This window comes from Rhizobium sp. N731 (assembly GCF_001664145.1).
Taxonomy (GTDB): domain Bacteria; phylum Pseudomonadota; class Alphaproteobacteria; order Rhizobiales; family Rhizobiaceae; genus Rhizobium; species Rhizobium esperanzae.
In genome coordinates this window covers 239,360-260,166 of record NZ_CP013603.1, presented here as the reverse complement: position 1 = coordinate 260,166, position 20,807 = coordinate 239,360, and the positions used below count along the sequence as shown (strand labels likewise).

Here is a 20,807-nt window from a genome sequence, read left to right as displayed (position 1 = left end):
GACGCGGATCACTTGGTCAGCAGCTTGTCGAAGAGCGCCTTGTCGTAGTCCGAATAGATATAGCCGTCGGCCGGGAACTTGTCGGCGCGCGCGAGATAGCTGCCGATCGAGCTGTCGTCGATAACAGGCAGTGGCACCTTGACGAAGGCAGGGACATCCTTGCCTTGCAGCGCCTGGACGGCGGTATAGACGGAAAGCGCACCGAGCCAGTTGGGCTGCATCGTCGCCCAGCCCTTCAACCCCTTCTCTTTCCAGAGCTCGAGGAACTGGCGGGCATTTTCCCCTGTTGTCGGCACCTGATCGCGGCCCTGACGCTCGAAGGCGAGGACGGAGCCGGCAGACAGGGCGCCGCCGAGCGACAGCACGCCGTCGATTTCGGGATTGGCGAAGAGCAGGCTGGTCATCGCTTCCTGTGCCGGCGCGACATTATATTCCGTGTTGGTCTCGGTGATCACCTGAATGCCCGGATTGGCATCGAGCACCGGCTGGGCGCCCTTGCGGCGGTCGTCGCTCACCGAAATGCCGGCAGGGCCGTTCATGACGATGATCTTGCCCTTGCCGCCGAGCTGGCCGACCATCCACTTGGCAGCCGTCGCGCCCCATTCGTTGGAATCGGTGTTGATCTTCGCGGTCACCTTGTCGGTATTGACCAGGCTGTCGAAATTCACCACCGCAATGCCTTTGTCGCAGGCGTCGGAGATGACGCGATCAAGCGCGGTGGAGGAACCGGCGATCACGACGATGGCGTCGACATTGGCGTCGATCATCGACTGGATATGCTGGATCTGCGTCTGGGCGTTCCCCTGCGCATCCGTGATCATCAGATCCTTCACCAGACCGGCTTTCTTCAGCTCCTCCACTTCGGCCGTAATCGTGCCTTCGGTCTGCTTCATCCAGGTCGGCACCGAATAGATGTTCGCCCAGCCGATCGTGAAAGGCGCCTTCCTATCGCCTTTGATGCAATTGGCCGCAGCCGAGGCCGAACCGGTGGAAAGAACGAGAAGGGCGGCAGCAGCGGCAGCGCCGGCGAGAAGGCGGCGGCGAGGCGAGGCGGAAATGCTGTTTTCAGAATTTTTCATGTCGATCCCCTTTTTGTGTGGAAGCGTTAAACGCTTGCCATCTGTTTTTGTCCAATATAATGTACATATGATCTAAATACCGGACGCGCCGATCTTATGCCGATTTTTCCGCCTCGCAAGAGGGATGAAAAAAATTTTCGTCGGCCGGGAACAACAGGATCGGTTGACAGATGTGGCGGAGGGTTTGAAAAGCTTGGCCGGACAGAAATTGGGATCGACAGCAATGGACGCAATTCAGGACGAAGCGATCGGCAAGCGTGCCCGAGGGCTCGACCGCGCCTTCGAAATCCTCGATTTCCTGCGCCAGAAGCGGCAGGCTTTGAAGCCGAATGAAATAGCAGCGCAGATCGGCGCACCGCGCTCATCGGTCTACGAGCTCGTCAACCTGCTGCTGAGCAATGGCATTCTGGAATTCACGGGCGGCGAGGGGCGCGTCTACCTCGGCCGTAAGCTCTATTTCCTCGGCGCCGCCTATGAAAACCATTTCGATTTCACCCGCGAATGCGAGGCCGCATTGGAACAGCTCGCCGACGAAACGCGGGAGACGGCGCAGTTCTGCATGCTGGACGGAAACAAATATACGGTCGTGCGCATGCGCGAAGGCGCGCGGCCATTCCGCATTTCGACGGATATCGGCCAGTCGGTGCCGATCCCGTGGACGGCCTCCGGGCGTCTGCTCGTCGCGCATCTGTCGGATCAGGAAATTCTGAACTTCATTCCATCGCAGGATTTTCGTCTGCCGAACGGCGAATGGCTCGATCCGCAAAGCTTCATCGTCGAGGTACGCCAGGCCGAGCGAGAAGGTTTCTTTACGTTCAACAGCATCGTCGACAGCTTTACCCATTGTTTTGCCGTGCCGGTGCGGGGCGAGGAGGGCCATGCGGCCGCGACGCTCTGCCTGGTCACGCCGCGCGACGACGGCATCGCGAACCGCGACCGCTACCTCGATTGCCTGAAGAAGGCCGCCGCCGGCCTGGAGCATGCCCCGGCCCGCCCGAAGCGGGGCTGATACCCGGCACACGAACACGCATTGATCGCCGGCGACACTTCCTGCGGGAAGCCGCACCGAGCCGCGTGCTTCCTTAAATCATAGCGCGCTCGCGCTCGTTCTCTGCCGCGTGCATATCGAAGAGCCGCCGCAGGACGAGCCATGTCTCGTTGCGCGCTTCGATGTTGATTTCCAGTTTCAGTCCAATCCCGCAAATCTATTCACTCTTCTCCCGAAACTACGGAATGAAGTTTCTCTATAAAATTTATAGAGTGCGTATTTTAACATTCCGACGACAGACGGAAAACGGAGAGGACGCGAAATGACACGGAAAATCAGGCTTGGGGCATTTCTTCCCGGCGGCGGACAGCATGTTGCGTCGTGGCGGCATCCCGACCAGCCGGTCGACGGCGCGACCAGTTTCGAGTTTCACAAGCAGCTCGCCCTGACGGCGGAACGCGGCCTCTTCGATGCCTACTTCCTGGCCGATGGATTGGCCGTCGGTTTCGGTGGAGCGCGTGAAGGCGGCAACGCCCGCGTGGCCGGCTTCGAGCCCGTCACCTTGTTCTCCGCTCTTGCGCCTCTCACCACCCATCTCGGCTTCATCGCGACCTCCTCGACCACCTATGAGGAGCCTTATACGACCGCCCGCAAGTTCGCTTCGCTGGACCTGATTTCGGATGGCCGCGCCGGCTGGAACGTGGTGACAACGACGGGCGACCTCACGGCGCAGAACTTCAACCGTGAAACCCAGCTTCCGCATGCCGAACGATATCGCCGCGCCGCCGAGCATGTCGATGTCGTCCGCAAACTCTGGGAGAGCTTCGAGGACGACGCATTCATCCGCGACAAGGAGACCGGCGTCTTCTTCGATCCGGCGAAGCTGCACGACACCGACCACCGCGGCGAGCATTTCAGCGTGCGCGGTCCGCTCAACGTCTCGCGCTCGCCGCAGGGGCACCCGGTCATCGTGCAGGCAGGACAGTCGGAAGACGGGCGCGGGCTCGCCGCAGCAACCGCCGAAGTCATCTTCACCGCCCACCAGCATATCGAAACCGCCCAGGAGTTTTATCGGGACATCAAGGCACGCGCCCGTGGTCTCGGTCGAAATCCCGATCACATCCTGGTTATGCCCGGCGTCTCCGCTTTCGTCGGCAGGACCGAAGCCGAGGCACGCGAAAAATACGAACGTCTGACCTCGCTGATCGTCGAAGAAGACGGGATCGGCCTCCTCAACGGCCTGACCGGCGGCACGCTCGACTTGCACGGTTACGATCTCGACGGGCCTCTTCCGCCCGCACCGCCGACCGAAGGCATGAAGAGCCGCCAGGCCCTCATCCGCCAGATCGCGGACGAAAACAACTTCACCATCCGCCAGCTCTATCAGTGGATCGCCTCAGCCCGCGGCCACTACACGATCGTCGGCACGGCCGAGCAGATCGCCGATACGCTGCAGACATGGTTCGAGAACGAAGCCGCCGACGGCTTCAACATTTTGCCGCCCTGGCTGCCGACGGCGCTCGACGACTTTGTCGATCTCGTTATTCCGGAACTCCAGCGCCGCGGCCTGTTCCGCACTGCCTATGAAGGCAAGACGCTCCGGGAAAATCTCGGCTTGCCTTTCCCGACAAACCGCTGGGCTGCCGGACGCACCGTCCTTGAGGCAGCGGAGTGAGGAGAAACCCATGGCCTACGAAATCAATCAGGCTCTTCCGAGAAGCTTCGGCCGGCTGAAAAGCAGCAAAAGCAGTAGTTCCCCTCTGGTCTCCCATGTCCGCGGAGTGCTCGCGGCATTTCTGCCGCGCTACGGTCTGCTCATCAGCTTCCTCGTGCTCTGGCAGGTGTCGAGCACCCGGGGCTGGATCAATCCCGCCGTCTTCCCGCCCTTGAACGTGATCCTGTCGGCGCTGTGGACCAATCTTGCCAATGGCGCCTTGCTCGATGACATCGCCATCAGCCTGCAGCGCTCCGGAACCGCCTTCGCCTTCGCCGTCGTTGTCGGTATTCCGCTCGGCCTGTTCATGGGCCAGTTTCGCTTGGTCGAACAGGCGCTCGACCCAATCCTGCAGCTCTTCCGGCAGACCTCGGCGCTGGCGCTCTATCCGGTTTTCATCCTGCTGCTCGGCCTCGGCGAAACATCGAAGATCTTCGTGATCTTCTGGGCGACGCTGTTTCCGGTGCTGCTCGCCACGATCGGCGGCGTCAAGGAGGTGGACCAGAAGCTCATCGAGATGGCGCGGACCTACGGCGCCGGATCGCTGACCGTTTTCCGCCGCGTCATCCTGCCGGCCTCCGTTCCCGCGATCTTCGTCGGCCTGCGTCTTTCGGCGACGACTGCGCTTCTGCTGCTGATCGCCGCCGAGATGATCGGCGCCAACAAGGGCATCGGCTTCCAGGTGATGAACGCCCAGTACAATTTCCAGATCCCGCTGATGTTTGCGGCGATCCTGCTGCTCGCCTTCCTCGGGCTTGCCGCCAATGCCCTGCTCGTTCTGCTGCAGCGCCGCCTCTGCCGCTGGTCGCAGCCGAACGCCTGACCTCTTCCTTCGATTTCCCTCTTCCGAAAGGACTTTCCATGACCTTCCATCCCCGCAATTTTCTCCTGCCGGCCGTGATCGCTCTCGGTCTTGCCACACCGGCCGCCGCCGACACGGTGAAGCTGCGCTATCTCGCAAGCCAGGGCGGCCTCGCCGCCCATGAACTCGCCGACGCGCTCGGCTATTTCAAGGACACCGGCATCACGTTCGAGAATGTCGGCTATGCCCAGGGCGGCCCGGCCTCTCTCATTGCCCTTGCATCCGGCGACGTGGAGATCGGCAGCGCCGCCACCTCCGCCGTCCTGAATTCGATCATCGGCGGCAACGACTTCGTCGCCGCCTATCCATCGAACGGCATCAATGACGATGTGCAGTCGACCTTCTACGTACTGGAAGACAGCCCGATCAAAAGCATCAAGGACATTGCCGGCAAGAGCATCGCCGTCAACACGCTCGGTGCCCATCTCGATTACACCATCCGCGAAGCCCTGCATTCCGTCGGACTGCCGAGCGACTCTGCCAACCAGGTCGTCGTTCCCGGGCCGCAGCTCGAGCAGGTGCTGCGCTCGAAGCAGGTCGATATCGCCGCCTTCGGCTACTGGCAGACGACCTTCGAGGGCGCGGCGCTGAAGAACGGCGGCCTGCGTGCGGTCTTCGACGATACCGACGTGCTTGGCGACATCGCCGGCGGCTTCGTGGTCCTGCGCCGCGATTTCATTCAGCAGCATCCCGAGGCTGCGAAGATCTTCGTCGAGCAGTCGGCCCGCGCCCTCGACTATGCCCGCGAACATCCCGAGGAAACCAAGAAGATCCTGGCCAAGGCGCTCAGCGAGCGCGGCGAGAACCCTGACATCGCACAGTATTTCCGCGGCTACGGCGTGCGCGCCGGCGGTCTGCCTGTCGAGCGCGACATCCAGTTCTGGATCGACGTTTTGGTTCGCGAAGGCAAGCTCAAGCAGGGGCAGCTGGCGGCCAAGGACATCATCTATACGGCCGATACCAAGCCGGCAAGCAACTGAGGAACTGCAATGAGCCTCGCCCAGGACATGCGCCGCGGAGAGGTGACGATCCGTCACCTCTCCAAATCCTACAAGCTGAACGGCAGCCATCTGCAGGTTCTGAAAGATATCAACCTCCACATCCGCTCCGGCGAAAGCCTCGCGATCGTCGGCGCCAGCGGTTCGGGCAAGACGACCCTGCTCAGGGTTCTGGCCGGCCTGGAGGAGTCCGATACCGGCGAGGTGCTCGTTGACGGCAAGGCGATCCGCGGCGTCGGCGCGGAACGCGCTGTCATCTTCCAGGAGCCGCGCCTTCTTCCCTGGCTTGACGTCCTCGGCAACGTCGCCTTCGGGCTGGAAACGAGAGGTCTGACCCGCGAGCAGGCGAGGGCGCGTGCGCGTCACTACGTCAAGCTCGTTGGCCTGCAGCAGTTCGAGGCGGCCTATCCCCGGCAACTGTCCGGCGGCATGGCGCAGCGCGTCGGCATCGCCCGGGCGCTTGCCGTGCAGCCGGAAATCCTGCTGCTCGACGAACCGCTCGGCGCGCTCGATGCGATGACCAAGATCGGCATGCAGCAGGAGCTCGCCCGGATCTGGCGCGACGAGGATGTGACGACCATTCTCGTCACACACGATCTCGAAGAGGCAATCTATCTTGCCGACCGGATCCTGATCCTGCCGCGGGAAAAGGGAGCAGCGCCGCGCCTGATCGACATCGATCTGCCGCGTCCGCGCGACCGCAGCGCACCGGAATTCGTCCGGCACCGCGAGGAACTGCTGAACCTGTTCGGATTGCACTGAAAACTGCGGCCTCCATGGGTTCTGCAGGCTGGAGATATTTCACCCGGCCCAGGGATCGATCAGTTCGATCCCAAAACCCTCGAAATCCCTAATGTTGCGCGTCGCGAGGCTGAAATCATGAGCAATCGCTGTCGCCGCGATCAGGCCGTCCATCGACGACAGGCCGCGGCCACTCCGTTTTGCATGGCCCATAAGGTCTCCCCAGGCCAGGGCAACCGGTTCATCCACCGGAATGATGCGATGCTCGAAGCGTTGCGTCAGGTCGTGGGCGAGCCATTCGGCCAGCGCGTCGCGTTTGCGTCCCTTGTCCATCAGCGCAACGCCGCGCCGGATCTCCGCTACCGACACGATGCTGATGAAGGAACGATCCTCGTCGAGCTTGCCCAGCCATTCAAGGACGCGCACGTCGGGGTTCGGCTTGGTCACCTCGGACAGGACATTGGTATCCAGCAAAAGCTTCACAGCGCCCGATCACGCGGTTCATCGCGTTGACGTTCAAGGTCCAGATCGGCGCCGCGTAAGGGCGATTGCATCAGAAATTCGGCAAGCGTTCCCTTGCGGGTGGTCTTCCGCTGCCATTCCTCGGCAGAGACGACGACGACACTGGGCTTGCCGTTGCGTGTGATTGTCTGCGGCGTGGATTGCGCGCGTTCGATGACCTCGGAAAGCTTCGCCTTTGCGCTGGCAACGGTCCAGCTTTCATCGGCTTGCGGTGGCGGCTGCATAGCGCATCTCCTGACCAGAATGACTATAGTGACTATATAAGCCGAAACTGGGTGAGTGGCAAGCAGCCGTCATTGGTTCGCTTGTGTGGGCCGAAGACGCTCGGCTCACACATTGCCAGGAAAAGACCGCAGACTGTTATGAAGGCCTGCTCCTCGCTCCGGCCGTCAGATAAGGCCGCCGGTCCAGTTCCGCCGACCGATAGGAGCTGCGCAGCCGCAGCAGATCCTTGCGGGCGATCAGACCGCACAGCTTGCCCGATGCTGGATCGACGATCGGAATGCGGCCGCTGTCCGTCGACAGCATCAGGTCGGCGATGAAGGCGACCGTATCATCGGGATGCCCGACTGGCACGGAGTCATCGGTTACATTTTCCGCAAGCGTCTGGGCGGCGAGATCAGGCTTCCCCTGCCAGAGAAGGGCCTCGGCCCGTGATACGATGCCGGCCAGCCTGCCCGCAGCATCGACCACCGGATAGATCCGGTGCGTTTTTTCTTGAGAGACGAACAAGTCGCATACCTGACCGACCGTCATGCTGACAGGAAGCGTGTCGACATCGCTGATCATGATCTCCCTGGCTCGGGACAGCTCGAACGGATCGACGCCATATTCGCGGGTAATGTGCTGGCCGCGGCGCGCGATCTTCTCGGTGAGGATCGAGCGGCGCAGCAGCAGGACCGTGACGGCATAGGCCACCACCGTTGCCGCGAGCAGGGGAACGAGGGTGCTGACGTCGCCGGTGATTTCCATTGCGAAGAAGGTCCCCGTCAGCGGTGCGCGCATGGTTCCACCCATCATCGCGGCCATTCCGAGCAGTGCCCAGAAGCCGGGATCGTTGCCCGGCATGGCAATGCCGACTAGCCATCCGAGTGCGCCGCCGAAAATCAGGAGCGGCGCGAGCACGCCGCCCGAAGTGCCGGACGACAGGGCAAACAGCCAGATGATCGTCTTCACCAGCAGGATCGACAGTACGGCCGGTGCGAGCAACCGGTTGTTGAGCAGCCCGTCGATGATGTCGTATCCGACGCCCATGGCCCGCGGTTCGATCAGACCACCGAGACCGATGACGAGACCGCCAAGCGCCGGCCACCACATCCAGTGGATCGGCAATGCTTCGAACAGGTCCTCGATCTTGTAGAGCAGCGTCGTCAGCAAGCCGGATTGCAGACCTGAAATGATGCCCATTGCCGCACAGGCGAAAATTCCCCACCAGGGCAGGGTCACCTGGAAATGGGTCGGGAACAGCGGCCCCGCGCCGAACAGCAGGGGGCGCCAGCAGATCGATACGCAGGCGGCAACGGCGACGGGAATGAAGCTGCGCGGCTTCCATTCGAACAACAGCAGTTCAACCGCCAGCATGACCGCGGCGATCGGCGAGCCGAAGATCGCCGTCATGCCTGCGGCGGCACCCGCGACGAGCAGCGTCTTCCGCTCGGCCGCGCTCATGTGAAAGAATTGGGCAAAAAGCGAGCCGATCGCGCCACCGGTCATGATGATCGGTCCCTCGGCGCCGAACGGACCGCCCGTTCCGATCGAGATCGCCGAAGACAGCGGCTTCAGGACAGCGACCTTCGGCGACATCCGGCTGCCGCCGATCAGGATGGCCTCGATCGCTTCCGGGATGCCGTGGCCGCGGATCTTCTCGGATCCGAAGCGGGCCATCAGCCCGATGACGAGCCCTCCGAGCGGCGGCACCAGCACCACCCACAGCGAACGCGTCACGCCTGCCAACGAGGCGGGCTCGATGCCGATCTTCCCGAACCAGATGACATTGGTCACCAGCGCGATAAGGCTGACGAGGCACCATGCTGCAAAGGCGCCGGCGGAGCCGATGATGATGGCCATGCTGATCAGGACGAGAACCCGCCTGTCGGTGGTGAAATCTCCGGCCTCGCGCCGGGAAAGACCGCCCGTAAAGTCGTGCGGCCGGTTGCTGGTTTGATGCTGCGACATGGAAGCCTCTGCTACGCGGAAATAGGTATGCTTGAGCGGCTTGAATATATCGTAATACGATATAAATCAACGGATGAAAGCGTGAAGACGAACATGTCTTTTGAACATGCTTCCCTTGACCGGCTGACGCCTGCCCATCTATTCGAGACCGGAAATAACTCCCGCACGGATCACCAACTGCCGACGAGCGGCAGAGGAGAACGAGTTTGAAGAAAGCCGCGCCGCCGCTGAGACGGGAGGATTACGAGGCTCTTGCCGACCTCAGATTCGCACTTCGTCAATTCATGGATTTCAGCGCCTCCGCCGCACAGTCGGAAGGGCTGCCTCCGCAGCAGCACCAGGCTCTGCTGGCGATCAAGGGCCAACGCGGCGAAGCGATGACCATCGGCATGCTGGCCGATAGGCTGATCATCGCCCCCCATACGGCGACCGAGCTTGTCGGGCGGCTGTCGGATGCCGAGCTCGTCGAACGCCATGCCGACCCGGCCGATCGGCGCCGCCAGACGCTCGCCCTGACCGACAAGGCCGACGAGCTTCTGACCAGACTGAGCGCCGTGCATCTGTCAGAAATCAGGGTGATGGCCCCGAAACTGATCGAGCTCCTTCTCGAGCTTCAAAAGACGGCGCCGAAGGCCGAGTGAGTGACAGAGCCGGCAGATGTAGCCATCGTCCCAGCCTGCATCTCGTCGGCCGTCCCTTCAACCGAAGAGCGTGTTCCTGAGGCGATGGATATGCACTGCGCCGATGCCGCAGCAGCCGCCGATGATCGTCGCTCCGGCCTCGGCCCAGGAACAGGCAAAGCGCGAATAGGCATCGTCGTTCAGGTCGTCGCGGGTATCGTGCAGGCCTTCATTGGCGGCTGCCTCGCCTGTTTCCCCTTCGAAGGCATTGGCATAGACGCCGATTTCGATGGGAGCATTCCTCTCCCGGAACACCCGTGCCGCCGTCTCGACCGCGCCCTGCATGACCTCGGGCTTGCTGCAATTGAACAGGAAAGCCGCCGCGCCCGACGACACCGCCCAGGACGCCGCCTCCGCGACGCTTTCGCCGGAGCGGAGTTTCGGCGCGCCGTCCCTGATCGCCGCCTCGTCATCTGCCAAGGTGAAGGAAATCCAGAACGGCTTGCCCGATGCCCCCACCGCCTTGCGGACGGCCTCGCCCTCGGCAATCAGGCTCAAAGTCTCACCGAGCCATAGGTCGACGAAGGGAGCGAGGTTTTCGACCAGCACCTCGAGATAGTCCTGCACCCGGGAAGGCTGAAAATTCTCAGGCTCGTAGGAGCCGAAGATCGGCGGCAGCGAGCCGGCGACCAGCACCTTCCGGTCGGTCGCGCCATCGGCGGCCTCGCGCGCCAGACGACCTGCAAGTCGGATCAGGGCGGGCCCCTCCTGCTGAAAGCGGTCTTCGCCGATATGGAAGGGCACAAGCGCATAGCTGTTCGTCGTGACGATCTCAGAGCCGGCGGCGATGAATTCCCTGTGTACCTCCCGCACGATGTCGGGCGAATTCATCAGCGCCAGCGCCGACCATTCCGGCTGCTTCAGTTCGGCGCCCAGCCGCAGAAGCTCGCGGCTCATGCCGCCATCGAGAATTCGCGTTGTGCTCATGAGGTAGTCTCCATTCAGGCTGTCGCGCCGTTACCGGCAGCGGGCTTTTCAAAACAAAGTGGCGAGCTTTTCGTGGCCTAGCGGCGAACCGGCACCTGCGCTTCGAGACCTCGAAAGACGTGGGCGATCACCGCGGTCAGGGCGAGATAAAAGAGGGTGACGACGATGAGCGGCTCGTAGACGAGCAGCGTGTCCTGGCGAACCTTGTTGGCGACGGCGTAGAGATCCATCACCGTCACCGTAAAGGCGAGCGGCGTCGCTTTGAGCTGCATGACGATTTCCCCGGCGATGGTCGGCAGGGCGATGCGAATGGCGCGCGGCAGCCAGATGCGGCGGGTGAGTTTCCAGGGCGACAGGCCGAAGGCCCGACCGGCTTCGAGCTCACCCTTGGGAACGGCAAGCAGCGCGCCGCGCAGCACTTCAGCCTCATAGGCCGCATAATTCAGCGTGAAGCTGACCGAAGCGAAGAAAAAGCCCTCGCGCAGGATCGGCCAGAACAGGCTCTGGCGGATTCCGGGGATCATGGGCAGCAGCGAGCCGATCCCGTAATAGAGGAGCCAAAGCTGGATGAGCAGCGGCGTGCCGCGGAAGAAGGTGCAGTAGCCGCGGGCGGCAAGCCGCGTCAGCCTGCCGCCGCTGACCTGCGCGAAAGCGAGACCGATGGCGGTCACGAAACCGAACACCACGGAAATGACCAGCAGCGCTACGGTCTGCCAGGCGCCGGTCAGAAGCAGCGGCCAATAGGAGGAGATCCAGGTGAAACTCATGGGGCCGCTTTCTTCAGGCAAGGCGCGGCTGTCCCCGCCGCACCCGCCCTTCGATCAGTTTGAAGACGGCGTTGGAAGCGAGTGTGATGGCGAGATAGAGAAGAGCCGAGGCGAGGAAAAAAACGAAGTAGTGCTTGGTGCTTGCCCCGGCGAGACGTGTGGCGAGCGCCAGTTCCTGATAGCCGACGACCGCGACCAGCGCGCTGTCCTTGGTGACCGACATCCACAGATTGGCAAGACCCGGCAGCGCGTTCGGCAACAGCGCCGGCAGCAGGATGCGGCGGAAGCGCAGCACCGGTCCCATGCCGAAAGCCTTGGCGGCCTCGATCTGGCCGACGGGAATGGCAAGGATCGCGCCGCGCAGCACCTCGGTCATATAGGCGCCCTGCACGAAACCGAGCACGGCGACGGCGGCAACGAAACCGTTCACCTCGACCGGCGGCAGGTTGAATACCGCCAGCAGCCGGTTGAGGCCATCGGTACCGGCATAATAAAGCCCGACGATCAGGATCAGCTCGGGAACAGCGCGAATGACCGTCGTATAGAGATCGAGCACTAGGCGGAGCACTGGATTGCCCGAGAGCTTCCCCAGCGCACCGCCCGTGCCAAGCAGCAGACCGACAGCAAAGGCGCAGGCCGAGATGGCGACCGTGGAGACTGCACCTGCCAAGAGAACGCCGCCCCATCCCGGAGGATAGGGGGACAGCAGGTCCAGAATGCCTTGTTGCGCAGTCGCCATCTCTAGAAGTGCTTACTTCGCGCCGTAAATATCGAAATCGAAGTATTTCTTGGTGATCGTGTCGTACTGGCCGCTGGCGCGCACCGCGGCAATTGCCTTGTTCAGCTTGGCTTTCAATTCGGTATCTTCCTTGCGCAGGCCGCCTGAAACGCCAGCTCCGAGGATCTCCTTGTCGTCGGCGACATCGCCCATGTTAGCGCAGCAATCCTTGCCGGCATCGCTTTTCAGGAAGGCGTCGAGCGCCAGAGAATCGCCGAAGACATAGTCGATGCGGCCGGCAGCGAGGTCTTGGAAAGCCTCGTCGAGCGTCTGGTAGGTCTTTTCCTCGGCGGCAGCGGCAAAGTACTTCTTGTAATATTCAGACTGGATCGTCGACACCTGGATGCCGATGGTCTTGCCCTTCACGTCCTCGGCCGTGGCGCCCGGCTTCTGGTCCTTGGGGCCGATCAGGGTGCTCGGCGTGTTGTAATATTTGTCGGTGAAGTCGATCACCTTCGAGCGTTCCTCGGTATTCGACATCGACGACCAGATCACGTCGAACTTCTTGCTCTCAAGAGCCGGAATGAGGCCGTCCCAAGAGATCTCGACGATCGAGCACTTCTCCTTCATCTCTTCGCAGACGGCATTCATCAGGTCGATTTCCCATCCCTGCCATTCGCCCGAAGCGTCCTTGGCGAAGAAGGGCGGATAAGATTCGTTCATGACGCCGAAGCGGACTTCGGCCTGTGCCGCGACGGCGGAAAGTGCAAATGCGACGCCGGCGAAAAGCGTGGGGAGCAGTTTCATTCGCAGGATTCTCCTGGTTCGTGTGATGGGTGATGACTGGAAGCGGGGTCAGTGGGCGGTGAGACGAGTGAATTCCCGGCAGCGGGCGCTGACGGGCGCCCCGAAGACTTGCTCCGGCGGGCCTTCCTCCTCGATCCGTCCCTGGTGCAGGAAGAGGACACGGCTCGAGACGTCGCGGGCGAAGCGCATTTCATGCGTGACGATCAGCATCGTCCGGCCCTCTTCCGCCAGATCACGGATGACTTTCAGCACCTCGCCAACGAGCTCGGGATCGAGCGCCGATGTCGGCTCATCGAACAGCATGACGGCGGGATCGACGCAAAGCGCTCTTGCGATCGCCGCGCGCTGCTGCTGGCCGCCGGAAAGAAAGGCGGGATAGGCATCACGCTTGTCGAAGAGCCCGACCTTGTGCAGCAGGGCTTCTGCCTTTTCGATCGCTTCGCGCCTGGAAACGCCCATGACATGCACCGGCGCCTCGATGACGTTTTCCAGCACGGTCCGATGAGCCCAGAGATTGAAGCTCTGAAAGACCATGCCAAGCCCGGTTCGCAGCCGCTCGATTTGCCGCCAGCTCTGCGGCTGCAGCCGCCCGCCGCGGCCGGTTTTCAGAGCGACCGCCTCGCCGTTCACGGCGATGCGGCCGCGATCCGGCGTTTCTAGAAAATTGATGCATCTGAGGAAGGTGCTCTTGCCAGAACCGGACGACCCGATAATGGAGATGACGTCAGACTTATGGGCCTCGGCCGAAATACCCTTGAGAACCTGTTGCAAGCCGAAGCTTTTATGAAGATCTTCGACGCGAAGAGCAGGAATGGACTGATCCGACATGCATGGGTCCGGCTGAACTGAATTTGCGAAGGATAATGATAAAGCTGCGCGGTTTTTTCGCGCAATTTTTGTCTCTTCTGCGTATTTTGTGCAAAATAATCTTCTTCACGCGGCGAATGCAGCAGAACGCGTAAAATGCTGCGGCAAGATTTGGACTGGATAATGGAACAACTGGATCGTTTTGACCGTGACATCCTCGATATCGTTCAGCGCGACTGCCAGCTGAAGGCCGAAACGATCGCCGAGCGAGTGGGCTTGTCGGTCTCGGCCGTGCAGCGGCGGTTGAAACGCCTGCGCGAGGAAGGGATCATCAAAGCGGAGGTCGCAGTCCTCGACCGGAAGGCGACGGGGACATCGATGGTGTTCATCGTCGGGATGGAGATCGAGCGGGACAATTATGACGCCTTGGCGAAGTTCCGCGTCTGGGCGGAAAAACAGGATCATATCCAGCAGGTCTATTACGTCACCGGCGCGGTCGATCTGATCGCGATCGTTACCGCCCGCGACGTCGAGCATTATGATGATATCGCCGCCCTCATCATGGCTGACAATCCGCAGATCCGCCGCATGCACACCAATGTCGTGCTGCGGGACGTCAAGCTCGGCTTATTCGTGCCGCTGGAATAGCCACCAGCTCCTGCCGCCGGCAAGCTGCTGGACTCATGTCGGACAAAGGGCATAATTCCGGACGCAATTTCGGGAGGAACGAGCCTTGACCCTACGACACCAGATCATCGCATTGGCGATCGTCCCGCTCGTCATTTCGATCCTTGCGATCACCACGTTCATCACCTGGCAATCGGCAAATCTCGCCAAGAACAGCATCGATGCGTTCGAGCAGAACATGCTGAAGACCAAGGAAACCGAAATCCTCAACCTGACCAACCTTGCCTTGTCCGCCATCCAGGCGATCTACGACAAGGCCGGTCCCGACGACGAAGCCGCCAAGCAGCGGGTGGCTGAAATTCTGACCTCGCTCGATTACGGCAGGGATGGCTATTTCTTCGTCTATGACTATGACGGCAACAATATCGTCCATCCGCGCCAGAGCTTCCGGCATGGGCAAAATTGGTTGAATCTGACCGATCCCGACGGCGACAAAGTCATTGCCGAGCTGATCGCCACGGCAAAAGCTGGCGGCGGCCTGCACCAGTACAAATGGCAGAAACCTTCGACCGGTCAGATCGCCGACAAGCTCTCCTTCGTCGTCAGCCTCGACAAATGGCACTGGGTGGTGGGGACCGGCGTTTATCTGGACGACGTCTTCGCCCAGAGTGCCGCCGCCAACAAGGTGATGCGCGCCAATATCAAGCGAACCTTCGTGATCGTCGCGCTGATCGCCGTGCCGTCGGTGCTTGTCGTCTTTACCACCTGCATGCTGCTGACCTTCCATGAGCGCCGCATGGCCGACAGCCGCCTGAAGGAGTTGACGCAGCGGGTCATCGATACCCAGGAGGAAGAACGCGCGCGGCTCGCCCGCGAGCTGCACGACGGCATTTCCCAGAACCTTCTCGGAGTGCGCTATGCGATGGATCTCGCCGGCCGCAAGGTCAGGACCAATGTCGACGATGCAGCGCTCACCATCGATCGGGGCGTCGAGGCGCTGAACGGCGCCATCAAGGAAATACGGCGGCTCTCGCACGATCTGCGCCCCCGCGTGCTCGACGATCTCGGCCTGACGGCCGCACTGGAGGCGCTCTGTCATCATTTCGCAGAGCGGACGGGGATCGAGACTGATATCGACGCTTCAGGCTTTACCGGCACGCTGAAAGCCGAGGCCAACACCGCCCTCTATCGCGTCGCCCAAGAAGCCTTCAACAATGTCGAGCGGCACTCGGGCGCCTCGACGCTTTCGGTGAAGCTCTGGTGCGACGGCGGCCGCGCCCGCATGACGATTTCAGACAACGGCACCGGCTTCGACGGCAGCAAGGACAGCGCAGCCGGCGGATCAGGCCTGGGGCTGCGCAACATGCAGGAGCGGATGGCCCACTTCCGGGGCCTGCTGCTCATCAACAGCAGCGAGTCCGGCACGACGCTGACGGCAATGATGCCGAGGTCGGCCAATCTGCCGGCCGGCAAGCAGGCGGAAGCCGCATGACCGAACGGCCGAAAATCAGGGTTCTCCTGATCGACAACCATCCGCTGGTGCTGGACGGGTTGAAAGCCGTGCTCGAGACATTCGACCATATCGAAGTCGCCGGCACCGCCGGGCTTGCGCAAACTGGCCTCGATATCGCCCGACAGGTCCAGCCGCAGGTGGTGCTGATGGACATCAACATGCCGAAACTCAGCGGCATCGATGCGATCGAACTGTTCAGGAGCGAGCTTCCCCAGGCCCGTGTCGTAATGCTCTCCATGCATGACAGCCGCGAATATATCTCCTCCTCGGTCATGCATGGCGCTGCCGGATACGTACTCAAAGATGTTTCGACCGACGAGATCGTCTCGGCCATCGACACCGTGGCGGCCGGGGGCACCTATTTCTCCTCGGGCGTCTTCGACGCGCTGATGGGCGAACGCGCAGACGAGGGCAGTGATCCCCTGACGCCTCGCGAGCGCGACATTCTCGGGCTGATCGTTGCCGGCAGGAGCAACAGGGAGATCGCCGAAGCGCTCGGTATAACCGCCGCCACGGCGGAAACGCACCGCAAGAACCTCAAGAAGAAGCTCGGCATCGCCACCACGGCCGGCCTCATCCGCTATGCGCTCGATCACGGTATCGTCTCGAAAATCAGTGGAAACCCGCGCCTACCCACTTCTGGGTAGGCCCCGGAATTTCAGCCCCGTGCCCATCTTGTGAGGACAAAACCGACGCCATAGGACTCCATCCGCGGCTGGCCAAGTGTCAGTCGCTGGGAGGAATTCACATGCGTTACATCCGCTTTCGATCGGCTGGAAAGATCGAGCGATCCGAACCGCGCTCGCCGCGGCCGCCGGCTGACAGACCTGCCTTCCACGCCGACAACTGGAACATGGCGACCGCCGCCCGCGGCGCCTGAAAGGGATCCCGACATGGAAAAACCACATAGCAAGGCAGCGCTCTGGCTGCTGATCATTCCGTACATAGGGCTGCTCTGGGCGCCATTCTACAATCTGCGAGAGCCGTCGCTTTTCGGCTTTCCCTTCTTCTACTGGTATCAGCTTCTCTGGGTGCCGATCACCGCGACGCTGACCTGGATCGCCTATCGGAGCGTTCGCCATGACGACTGACATCAACGGCACGGCGCTTGCCGTCTTCATCTTCTTCTTCGCCCTCGTCACGGTCATGGGATTCGTCGCCAGCCGCTGGCGCAAGCCCGAGACGCTCGCCCACATCGATGAATGGGGTCTCGGCGGACGCAACTTCGGCACCTGGATCACCTGGTTCCTCGTCGGCGGCGATTTCTATACCGCCTATACCGTGATCGCCGTCCCGGCGCTGGTCTATACCGTCGGCGCCTACGGCTTCTTTGCGCTACCCTATACGATCGTCGTCTATCCCTTCGTCTTCATGGTCATGCCGGTCCTGTGGAAACGCGCCAAGGATTTCGGTTATGTCACGGCCGCCGACGTCGTCCACGGCCAGTACGGATCGCGCGGTCTCGAACTCGCGGTCGCGGCAACCGGCGTCATCGCCACCATGCCTTACATCGCCCTCCAGCTCGTCGGCATGACGGCGGTCCTGAAGGCGCTCGGGCTGCATGGCGAACTGCCGCTTGCGATCGCCTTCATCGTGCTGGCGCTCTATACCTACTCGGCGGGCCTGCGCGCCCCGGCTCTGATCGCCTTCGTCAAGGACATCATGATTTATATTGTGGTGATCGCAGCGGTCGCGCTGATCCCGTCGAAGCTCGGCGGCTACGCCAATGTCTTCGCATCGGCTGACGCGGCCTTCCAGGCCAAGGGTTCCGGCAACCTGCTGCTCGGCGGCAATCAATATGTCGCCTATGCCACGCTCGCCCTCGGTTCGGCGCTTGCGGCCTTCATGTACCCGCATACGCTGACCGGCATCTTTGCCTCCAACAGCGGCAAGACGATCCGCAAGAATGCGATCATGCTGCCCGCCTATACGCTGCTGCTCGGCCTTTTGGCGCTGCTCGGTTATATGGGCCACGCCGCCAACCTGAAGCTCGACAGCGCCAATGACGTCGTTCCCACCCTGTTCAAGACGCTGTTTTCGGGCTGGTTCTCCGGCTTCGCCTTTGCGGCGATCGCCATCGGCGCACTGGTGCCGGCAGCGGTGATGAGCATCGGCGCCGCCAACCTCTTCACCCGCAATTTCTGGAAGGCCTATGTCGATCCCAAGGTCAGCGATGCGGGCGAAGCCAAGGTCGCGAAGGTGACGTCGCTGGTGGTGAAGGTCGGCGCACTTCTCGTCATCATCTTCCTCCCGACTCAGTTCGCCCTCGACCTGCAGCTGCTCGGCGGCATCTGGATCCTGCAGACGCTTCCGGCCCTGGTCTTCGGCCTCTACACCAACTGGTTCCGTGCGCCCGGGCTGCTTGCCGGCTGGTTCGTCGGGTTCTGCGGCGGCACCTTCCTCGTCTGGGACGCCGGCTGGAAGCCGCTGCACCTGATCAGCCTCGGCGGCGAACCCTTCACCGTCTACACCGGACTGCTGGCGCTCGCAGCAAATATCGGCGTCGCCGTCATCGTCAACGCCCTGCTACCGTCCAAGGTCCCCGCCCGGGCGTAAACCAAAAAATACGAAGGGCAGCAATCGCTGCCCTTCATCACTTCATTTTCGGCAGATTGCCGTGTGGTTCAGAACTCTTCCCAATCGCCGCCAATGCCGCGTTCCCCTGGGTTGCATTCCCCTGGAACGACCTGCCGACCTTGGCAATCATCTGGCGCGCCGGCGAAGCCACGGGCTGAGCATGCTGTGCCGCGGCGACCGGCTGCGAAATGCGCCTCGATCCCACTGCTCCGCCAATGTTGAACTGACCCAGGAGCTGGAACAATGCGTCGGCTTCCTTGGCGAGTTTGTGAGCGGCGGCCGTGGCCTCTTCCACCATGGCGGCGTTCTGCTGGGTGCCCTGATCCATCCTGTTGACGGCAGTATTGATTTCCTTCAGCCCGGTCGCCTGCTCCTGCGAGGCGCCGACGATGGCGCCGACATTGCCGTCGACCTGCTGCACCTGTACCGCAATCTCCTGCAGGGCCTTCCCCGTTTCGCCAACCAGCGCGACGCCGTTTTTCACATGGCCATTCGACGCGTTGATCAGCTCCTTGATTTCCTTTGCCGCCTTGGCGGAACGCTGCGCCAGTTCGCGCACTTCCTGGGCGACAACGGCAAAACCCTTGCCGGCTTCACCGGCACGGGCCGCCTCGACGCCGGCGTTCAGCGCCAGCAGGTTGGTCTGGAAGGCGATCTCGTCGATGACGCCGATGATGCTGCCGATTTCGGTGGCGGAGGATTCGATCTTGCCCATCGCATCGACCGCGTCGCGGACGACACTGCCCGAGCGCTCCGCATTGTCTTTCGTCTTGCGGACGAGCTGACCTGCCTCCTGAGCCCTGTTGCTGGAGTCGGCGACGGTGGTCGTGATCTCTTCCAGGGCCGCGGCGATCTCCTCGACGGAGGCGGCCTGCTGCTCGGTCCGCTTGGCGAGGTCATCCGAAGCCGAGCGGATTTCCTGTGCGCCGGCTGCGATGGCGCTGGCGTTCTCGGCAACCTTCTGCATGGCGGCGCGGAGCTTTTCGACCGCTGAATTGAAGTCGGCTCTGAGTTTTTCCAGAGACGGGATGAACGGCGTGCCGATCTGCTGCGTGAGATCGCCATCGGCCAGCGCCTGCAATGCACTGCCAAGCTGGCCGACAGCCCGGTCCGTCTGCTCGGCAAGGGTGCGGCGTTCGTCGGCATCCTGTTCGAGCCGGTGCCGTTCCGCCACAGCCCGTCTGGCTTCCGCATCGGCTTCCCGCTCCGCCTTTGCCGAAATGGCGTCGCGCAATCCCGCCACGGCGCGGGCAAGCTTGCCGATCTCGTCGCCACGTGCTTCGAGGCGACGATCACCATCGAGATTGCCTTCCGCCATCGCTTTCAGCGACAGCTGCAGTTTTGCCAGCGGACCGACGATCGTGCGTGCGGTAATAATCGCGGCGAGGACGGAAAGAACAGCCGCGATGCCCAGCGCCGTCAGAACGATCGGCTTGAAGCCGCTCGCCGTGCTGCGGACGTCTCCGCCGATCGATTTGTTCAGTGCTTCCTGGTAGTCGATGAACTTGTTGATGGCGCCGAGCCAGGCAACGAAATCCGGCCGCGCCTGTTCAAGCAGAATTTTGCGAGCAGCCTCACCGTCACCCTTCTCCTGCAGCGCGATGATCTGGGCGACCAGGGGATTGGTTTTTGCCTGTATGTCGGCGATCTCCTTCAGAATGGACCTTTCCTGGTCGGTCGCGCCAGCCGGGGAGGCGACCATATCAGCCATGCGTTTTTCGTTTTCGGCGTAGGATGCCGCCAGCTTTTCGATCAGTGCCTCGGCCGCCCTGCGTTCATCGACAGACGTCACCAGGGTCACGTCGCGAACGGCGATCGCCCGATCGTGCACGCTGCCGCGATAGTTGATGGCGAACCGCTGCTTGACACTGTTGACGTCGTTGATTGTTTGAAGATTGCTGTTGATCTCGGCGACCTTCACCGTTGCGTAGATGCTCAGGCCGGCCATCAGCAAGATCAGGAAGCTGAAGCCAAGAGCGAGACGCACCGCAATCCCGGAATTCTTAATGCTGTTCATTACCACTCTCCGTCGCATGGGAGGTTTGTCACAGGTGTCATTGCTGCCAGGATCGTCGGCGCATCTCGCGCAAATGCGGGAGCTCTTTGGCCGGAGCGCGCACACAATAGGCGGCAGCACATCCAATGTGCGGGCCTCTATCAAGCTGCCAAAGCCGATTTCATGCGCGATCCGGATGCCCGATCGCCCTCATGGCGTAGGTGACCATCTCTGGGACGTCGCTCCGATAAGTTAAAAGGTAAGAGGATATCCTTTAGGGAATGTAAACGGGGTGAGCGGAGCGCCAGT

The 20,807-nt window shown here is 61.9% G+C and carries 21 protein-coding genes and 1 pseudogene; 12 read left to right on the top strand and 10 right to left on the bottom strand.

From position 1 onward, the window contains the following. Positions 1–8: 8 nt before the first annotated feature. Entirely contained in the window at positions 9–1,079 is a 1,071-nt protein-coding gene (locus AMK02_RS22900; protein ID WP_064807045.1) for an ABC transporter substrate-binding protein, read from the bottom strand. 223 nt (positions 1,080–1,302) lie between these two features. Between AMK02_RS22900 and AMK02_RS22895 the strand changes: the two genes are divergently transcribed. From AMK02_RS22895 to AMK02_RS22875, 5 genes are all read left to right on the top strand, one after another. Beyond that, positions 1,303–2,088 (top strand): IclR family transcriptional regulator, encoded by a 786-nt coding sequence (locus AMK02_RS22895; RefSeq protein ID WP_064807043.1) that lies wholly within the window; start codon positions 1,303–1,305, stop codon positions 2,086–2,088. Between the two features lie 301 nt (positions 2,089–2,389). Further along, the gene (locus AMK02_RS22890; protein ID WP_064807041.1) at positions 2,390–3,742 is read left to right on the top strand and encodes an LLM class flavin-dependent oxidoreductase; all 1,353 of its coding nucleotides are present in this window, start codon (positions 2,390–2,392) and stop codon (positions 3,740–3,742) included. A gap of 10 nt (positions 3,743–3,752) precedes the next feature. Further along, a complete protein-coding gene (locus AMK02_RS22885) occupies positions 3,753–4,604 on the top strand; it encodes an ABC transporter permease (protein ID WP_064807039.1) in 852 nt (283 codons plus the stop codon). Between the two features lie 38 nt (positions 4,605–4,642). Continuing rightward, complete coding sequence (locus tag AMK02_RS22880; protein ID WP_064807038.1) at positions 4,643–5,623, top strand: ABC transporter substrate-binding protein; 981 nt, start codon at positions 4,643–4,645, stop codon at positions 5,621–5,623. A 9-nt stretch (positions 5,624–5,632) separates the two neighbouring features. Continuing rightward, positions 5,633–6,403 (top strand): ABC transporter ATP-binding protein, encoded by a 771-nt coding sequence (locus tag AMK02_RS22875; protein ID WP_064807036.1) that lies wholly within the window; start codon positions 5,633–5,635, stop codon positions 6,401–6,403. A 39-nt stretch (positions 6,404–6,442) separates the two neighbouring features. Here AMK02_RS22875 and AMK02_RS22870 read toward each other — a convergent pair whose 3' ends face one another. The 3 genes from AMK02_RS22870 to AMK02_RS22860 all read right to left on the bottom strand — a co-directional run bounded on the left by AMK02_RS22870 (position 6,443) and on the right by AMK02_RS22860 (position 9,079). After that, a complete protein-coding gene (locus AMK02_RS22870; protein ID WP_064807035.1) occupies positions 6,443–6,865 on the bottom strand; it encodes a type II toxin-antitoxin system VapC family toxin in 423 nt (140 codons plus the stop codon). Next, on the bottom strand, positions 6,862–7,128 hold the full coding sequence (locus AMK02_RS22865; RefSeq protein ID WP_064807034.1) for a type II toxin-antitoxin system Phd/YefM family antitoxin: 267 nt from the start codon (positions 7,126–7,128) through the stop codon (positions 6,862–6,864). The genes AMK02_RS22870 and AMK02_RS22865 overlap by 4 nt, the downstream gene beginning before the upstream one ends. 136 nt (positions 7,129–7,264) lie before the next feature. After that, positions 7,265–9,079 carry a chloride channel protein gene (locus AMK02_RS22860; protein WP_064807033.1) on the bottom strand — a complete coding sequence of 605 codons (1,815 nt, stop codon included), beginning with the start codon at positions 9,077–9,079 and terminating at the stop codon, positions 7,265–7,267. A gap of 206 nt (positions 9,080–9,285) precedes the next feature. Between AMK02_RS22860 and AMK02_RS22855 the strand changes: the two genes are divergently transcribed. Continuing rightward, positions 9,286–9,720 carry a MarR family winged helix-turn-helix transcriptional regulator gene (locus AMK02_RS22855; RefSeq protein WP_064807031.1) on the top strand — a complete coding sequence of 145 codons (435 nt, stop codon included), beginning with the start codon at positions 9,286–9,288 and terminating at the stop codon, positions 9,718–9,720. Between the two features lie 57 nt (positions 9,721–9,777). Here AMK02_RS22855 and AMK02_RS22850 read toward each other — a convergent pair whose 3' ends face one another. From AMK02_RS22850 to AMK02_RS22830, 5 genes are all read right to left on the bottom strand, one after another. Next, entirely contained in the window at positions 9,778–10,686 is a 909-nt protein-coding gene (locus AMK02_RS22850; RefSeq protein WP_064807029.1) for a homocysteine S-methyltransferase family protein, read from the bottom strand. Positions 10,687–10,763: 77 nt separating this feature from the next. After that, complete coding sequence (locus AMK02_RS22845) at positions 10,764–11,453, bottom strand: ABC transporter permease (RefSeq protein ID WP_064807028.1); 690 nt, start codon at positions 11,451–11,453, stop codon at positions 10,764–10,766. 13 nt (positions 11,454–11,466) lie between these two features. Continuing rightward, positions 11,467–12,192 (bottom strand): ABC transporter permease, encoded by a 726-nt coding sequence (locus AMK02_RS22840; RefSeq protein WP_064807027.1) that lies wholly within the window; start codon positions 12,190–12,192, stop codon positions 11,467–11,469. Positions 12,193–12,204: 12 nt separating this feature from the next. Beyond that, the gene (locus AMK02_RS22835) at positions 12,205–12,978 is read right to left on the bottom strand and encodes a transporter substrate-binding domain-containing protein (RefSeq protein ID WP_064807026.1); all 774 of its coding nucleotides are present in this window, start codon (positions 12,976–12,978) and stop codon (positions 12,205–12,207) included. Between the two features lie 48 nt (positions 12,979–13,026). Continuing rightward, a complete protein-coding gene (locus tag AMK02_RS22830) occupies positions 13,027–13,806 on the bottom strand; it encodes an ABC transporter ATP-binding protein (protein WP_064807025.1) in 780 nt (259 codons plus the stop codon). Positions 13,807–13,968: 162 nt separating this feature from the next. Between AMK02_RS22830 and AMK02_RS22825 the strand changes: the two genes are divergently transcribed. From AMK02_RS22825 to mctP, 6 genes are all read left to right on the top strand, one after another. Next, the gene (locus tag AMK02_RS22825) at positions 13,969–14,433 is read left to right on the top strand and encodes an Lrp/AsnC family transcriptional regulator (RefSeq protein ID WP_064807195.1); all 465 of its coding nucleotides are present in this window, start codon (positions 13,969–13,971) and stop codon (positions 14,431–14,433) included. An 85-nt stretch (positions 14,434–14,518) separates the two neighbouring features. Continuing rightward, positions 14,519–15,904 (top strand): cache domain-containing protein, encoded by a 1,386-nt coding sequence (locus tag AMK02_RS22820; protein WP_064807023.1) that lies wholly within the window; start codon positions 14,519–14,521, stop codon positions 15,902–15,904. Continuing rightward, positions 15,901–16,572, top strand: a complete 672-nt coding sequence (locus AMK02_RS22815; RefSeq protein ID WP_064807022.1) for a response regulator transcription factor — start codon at positions 15,901–15,903, stop codon at positions 16,570–16,572. Before AMK02_RS22820 ends, AMK02_RS22815 begins: the two co-directional genes overlap by 4 nt. Before the next feature lie 101 nt (positions 16,573–16,673). After that, the gene (locus tag AMK02_RS32480; RefSeq protein ID WP_257784650.1) at positions 16,674–16,805 is read left to right on the top strand and encodes a hypothetical protein; all 132 of its coding nucleotides are present in this window, start codon (positions 16,674–16,676) and stop codon (positions 16,803–16,805) included. Between the two features lie 13 nt (positions 16,806–16,818). After that, positions 16,819–17,016 carry a DUF3311 domain-containing protein gene (locus AMK02_RS22810; RefSeq protein WP_064807020.1) on the top strand — a complete coding sequence of 66 codons (198 nt, stop codon included), beginning with the start codon at positions 16,819–16,821 and terminating at the stop codon, positions 17,014–17,016. After that, a complete protein-coding gene (gene mctP / locus AMK02_RS22805) occupies positions 17,006–18,481 on the top strand; it encodes a sodium:solute symporter family monocarboxylate transporter (protein ID WP_064807018.1) in 1,476 nt (491 codons plus the stop codon). Before AMK02_RS22810 ends, mctP begins: the two co-directional genes overlap by 11 nt. Positions 18,482–18,549: 68 nt before the next feature. Here mctP and AMK02_RS22800 read toward each other — a convergent pair. After that, a pseudogene (locus tag AMK02_RS22800) lies at positions 18,550–20,519 on the bottom strand (HAMP domain-containing methyl-accepting chemotaxis protein). Positions 20,520–20,807: the final 288 nt, after the last annotated feature.

What these genes read in the sequence shown, in the direction of transcription:
- AMK02_RS22900 (WP_064807045.1), bottom strand. Translation starts at nt 1,079, where the DNA reads ATGAAAAATTCTGAAAACAGCATTTCCGCCTCGCCTCGCCGCCGCCTT.
- AMK02_RS22815 (WP_064807022.1), top strand. Translation starts at nt 15,901, where the DNA reads ATGACCGAACGGCCGAAAATCAGGGTTCTCCTGATCGACAACCATCCG.
- AMK02_RS22840 (WP_064807027.1), bottom strand. Translation starts at nt 12,192, where the DNA reads ATGGCGACTGCGCAACAAGGCATTCTGGACCTGCTGTCCCCCTATCCT.
- mctP (WP_064807018.1), top strand. Translation starts at nt 17,006, where the DNA reads ATGACGACTGACATCAACGGCACGGCGCTTGCCGTCTTCATCTTCTTC.
- AMK02_RS22860 (WP_064807033.1), bottom strand. Translation starts at nt 9,079, where the DNA reads ATGTCGCAGCATCAAACCAGCAACCGGCCGCACGACTTTACGGGCGGT.
- AMK02_RS22880 (WP_064807038.1), top strand. Translation starts at nt 4,643, where the DNA reads ATGACCTTCCATCCCCGCAATTTTCTCCTGCCGGCCGTGATCGCTCTC.
- AMK02_RS22890 (WP_064807041.1), top strand. Translation starts at nt 2,390, where the DNA reads ATGACACGGAAAATCAGGCTTGGGGCATTTCTTCCCGGCGGCGGACAG.
- AMK02_RS22865 (WP_064807034.1), bottom strand. Translation starts at nt 7,128, where the DNA reads ATGCAGCCGCCACCGCAAGCCGATGAAAGCTGGACCGTTGCCAGCGCA.
- AMK02_RS22810 (WP_064807020.1), top strand. Translation starts at nt 16,819, where the DNA reads ATGGAAAAACCACATAGCAAGGCAGCGCTCTGGCTGCTGATCATTCCG.
- AMK02_RS22835 (WP_064807026.1), bottom strand. Translation starts at nt 12,978, where the DNA reads ATGAAACTGCTCCCCACGCTTTTCGCCGGCGTCGCATTTGCACTTTCC.
- AMK02_RS22895 (WP_064807043.1), top strand. Translation starts at nt 1,303, where the DNA reads ATGGACGCAATTCAGGACGAAGCGATCGGCAAGCGTGCCCGAGGGCTC.
- AMK02_RS22885 (WP_064807039.1), top strand. Translation starts at nt 3,753, where the DNA reads ATGGCCTACGAAATCAATCAGGCTCTTCCGAGAAGCTTCGGCCGGCTG.
- AMK02_RS22875 (WP_064807036.1), top strand. Translation starts at nt 5,633, where the DNA reads ATGAGCCTCGCCCAGGACATGCGCCGCGGAGAGGTGACGATCCGTCAC.
- AMK02_RS22850 (WP_064807029.1), bottom strand. Translation starts at nt 10,686, where the DNA reads ATGAGCACAACGCGAATTCTCGATGGCGGCATGAGCCGCGAGCTTCTG.
- AMK02_RS22825 (WP_064807195.1), top strand. Translation starts at nt 13,969, where the DNA reads ATGGAACAACTGGATCGTTTTGACCGTGACATCCTCGATATCGTTCAG.
- AMK02_RS22830 (WP_064807025.1), bottom strand. Translation starts at nt 13,806, where the DNA reads ATGTCGGATCAGTCCATTCCTGCTCTTCGCGTCGAAGATCTTCATAAA.
- AMK02_RS22845 (WP_064807028.1), bottom strand. Translation starts at nt 11,453, where the DNA reads ATGAGTTTCACCTGGATCTCCTCCTATTGGCCGCTGCTTCTGACCGGC.
- AMK02_RS32480 (WP_257784650.1), top strand. Translation starts at nt 16,674, where the DNA reads ATGCGTTACATCCGCTTTCGATCGGCTGGAAAGATCGAGCGATCCGAA.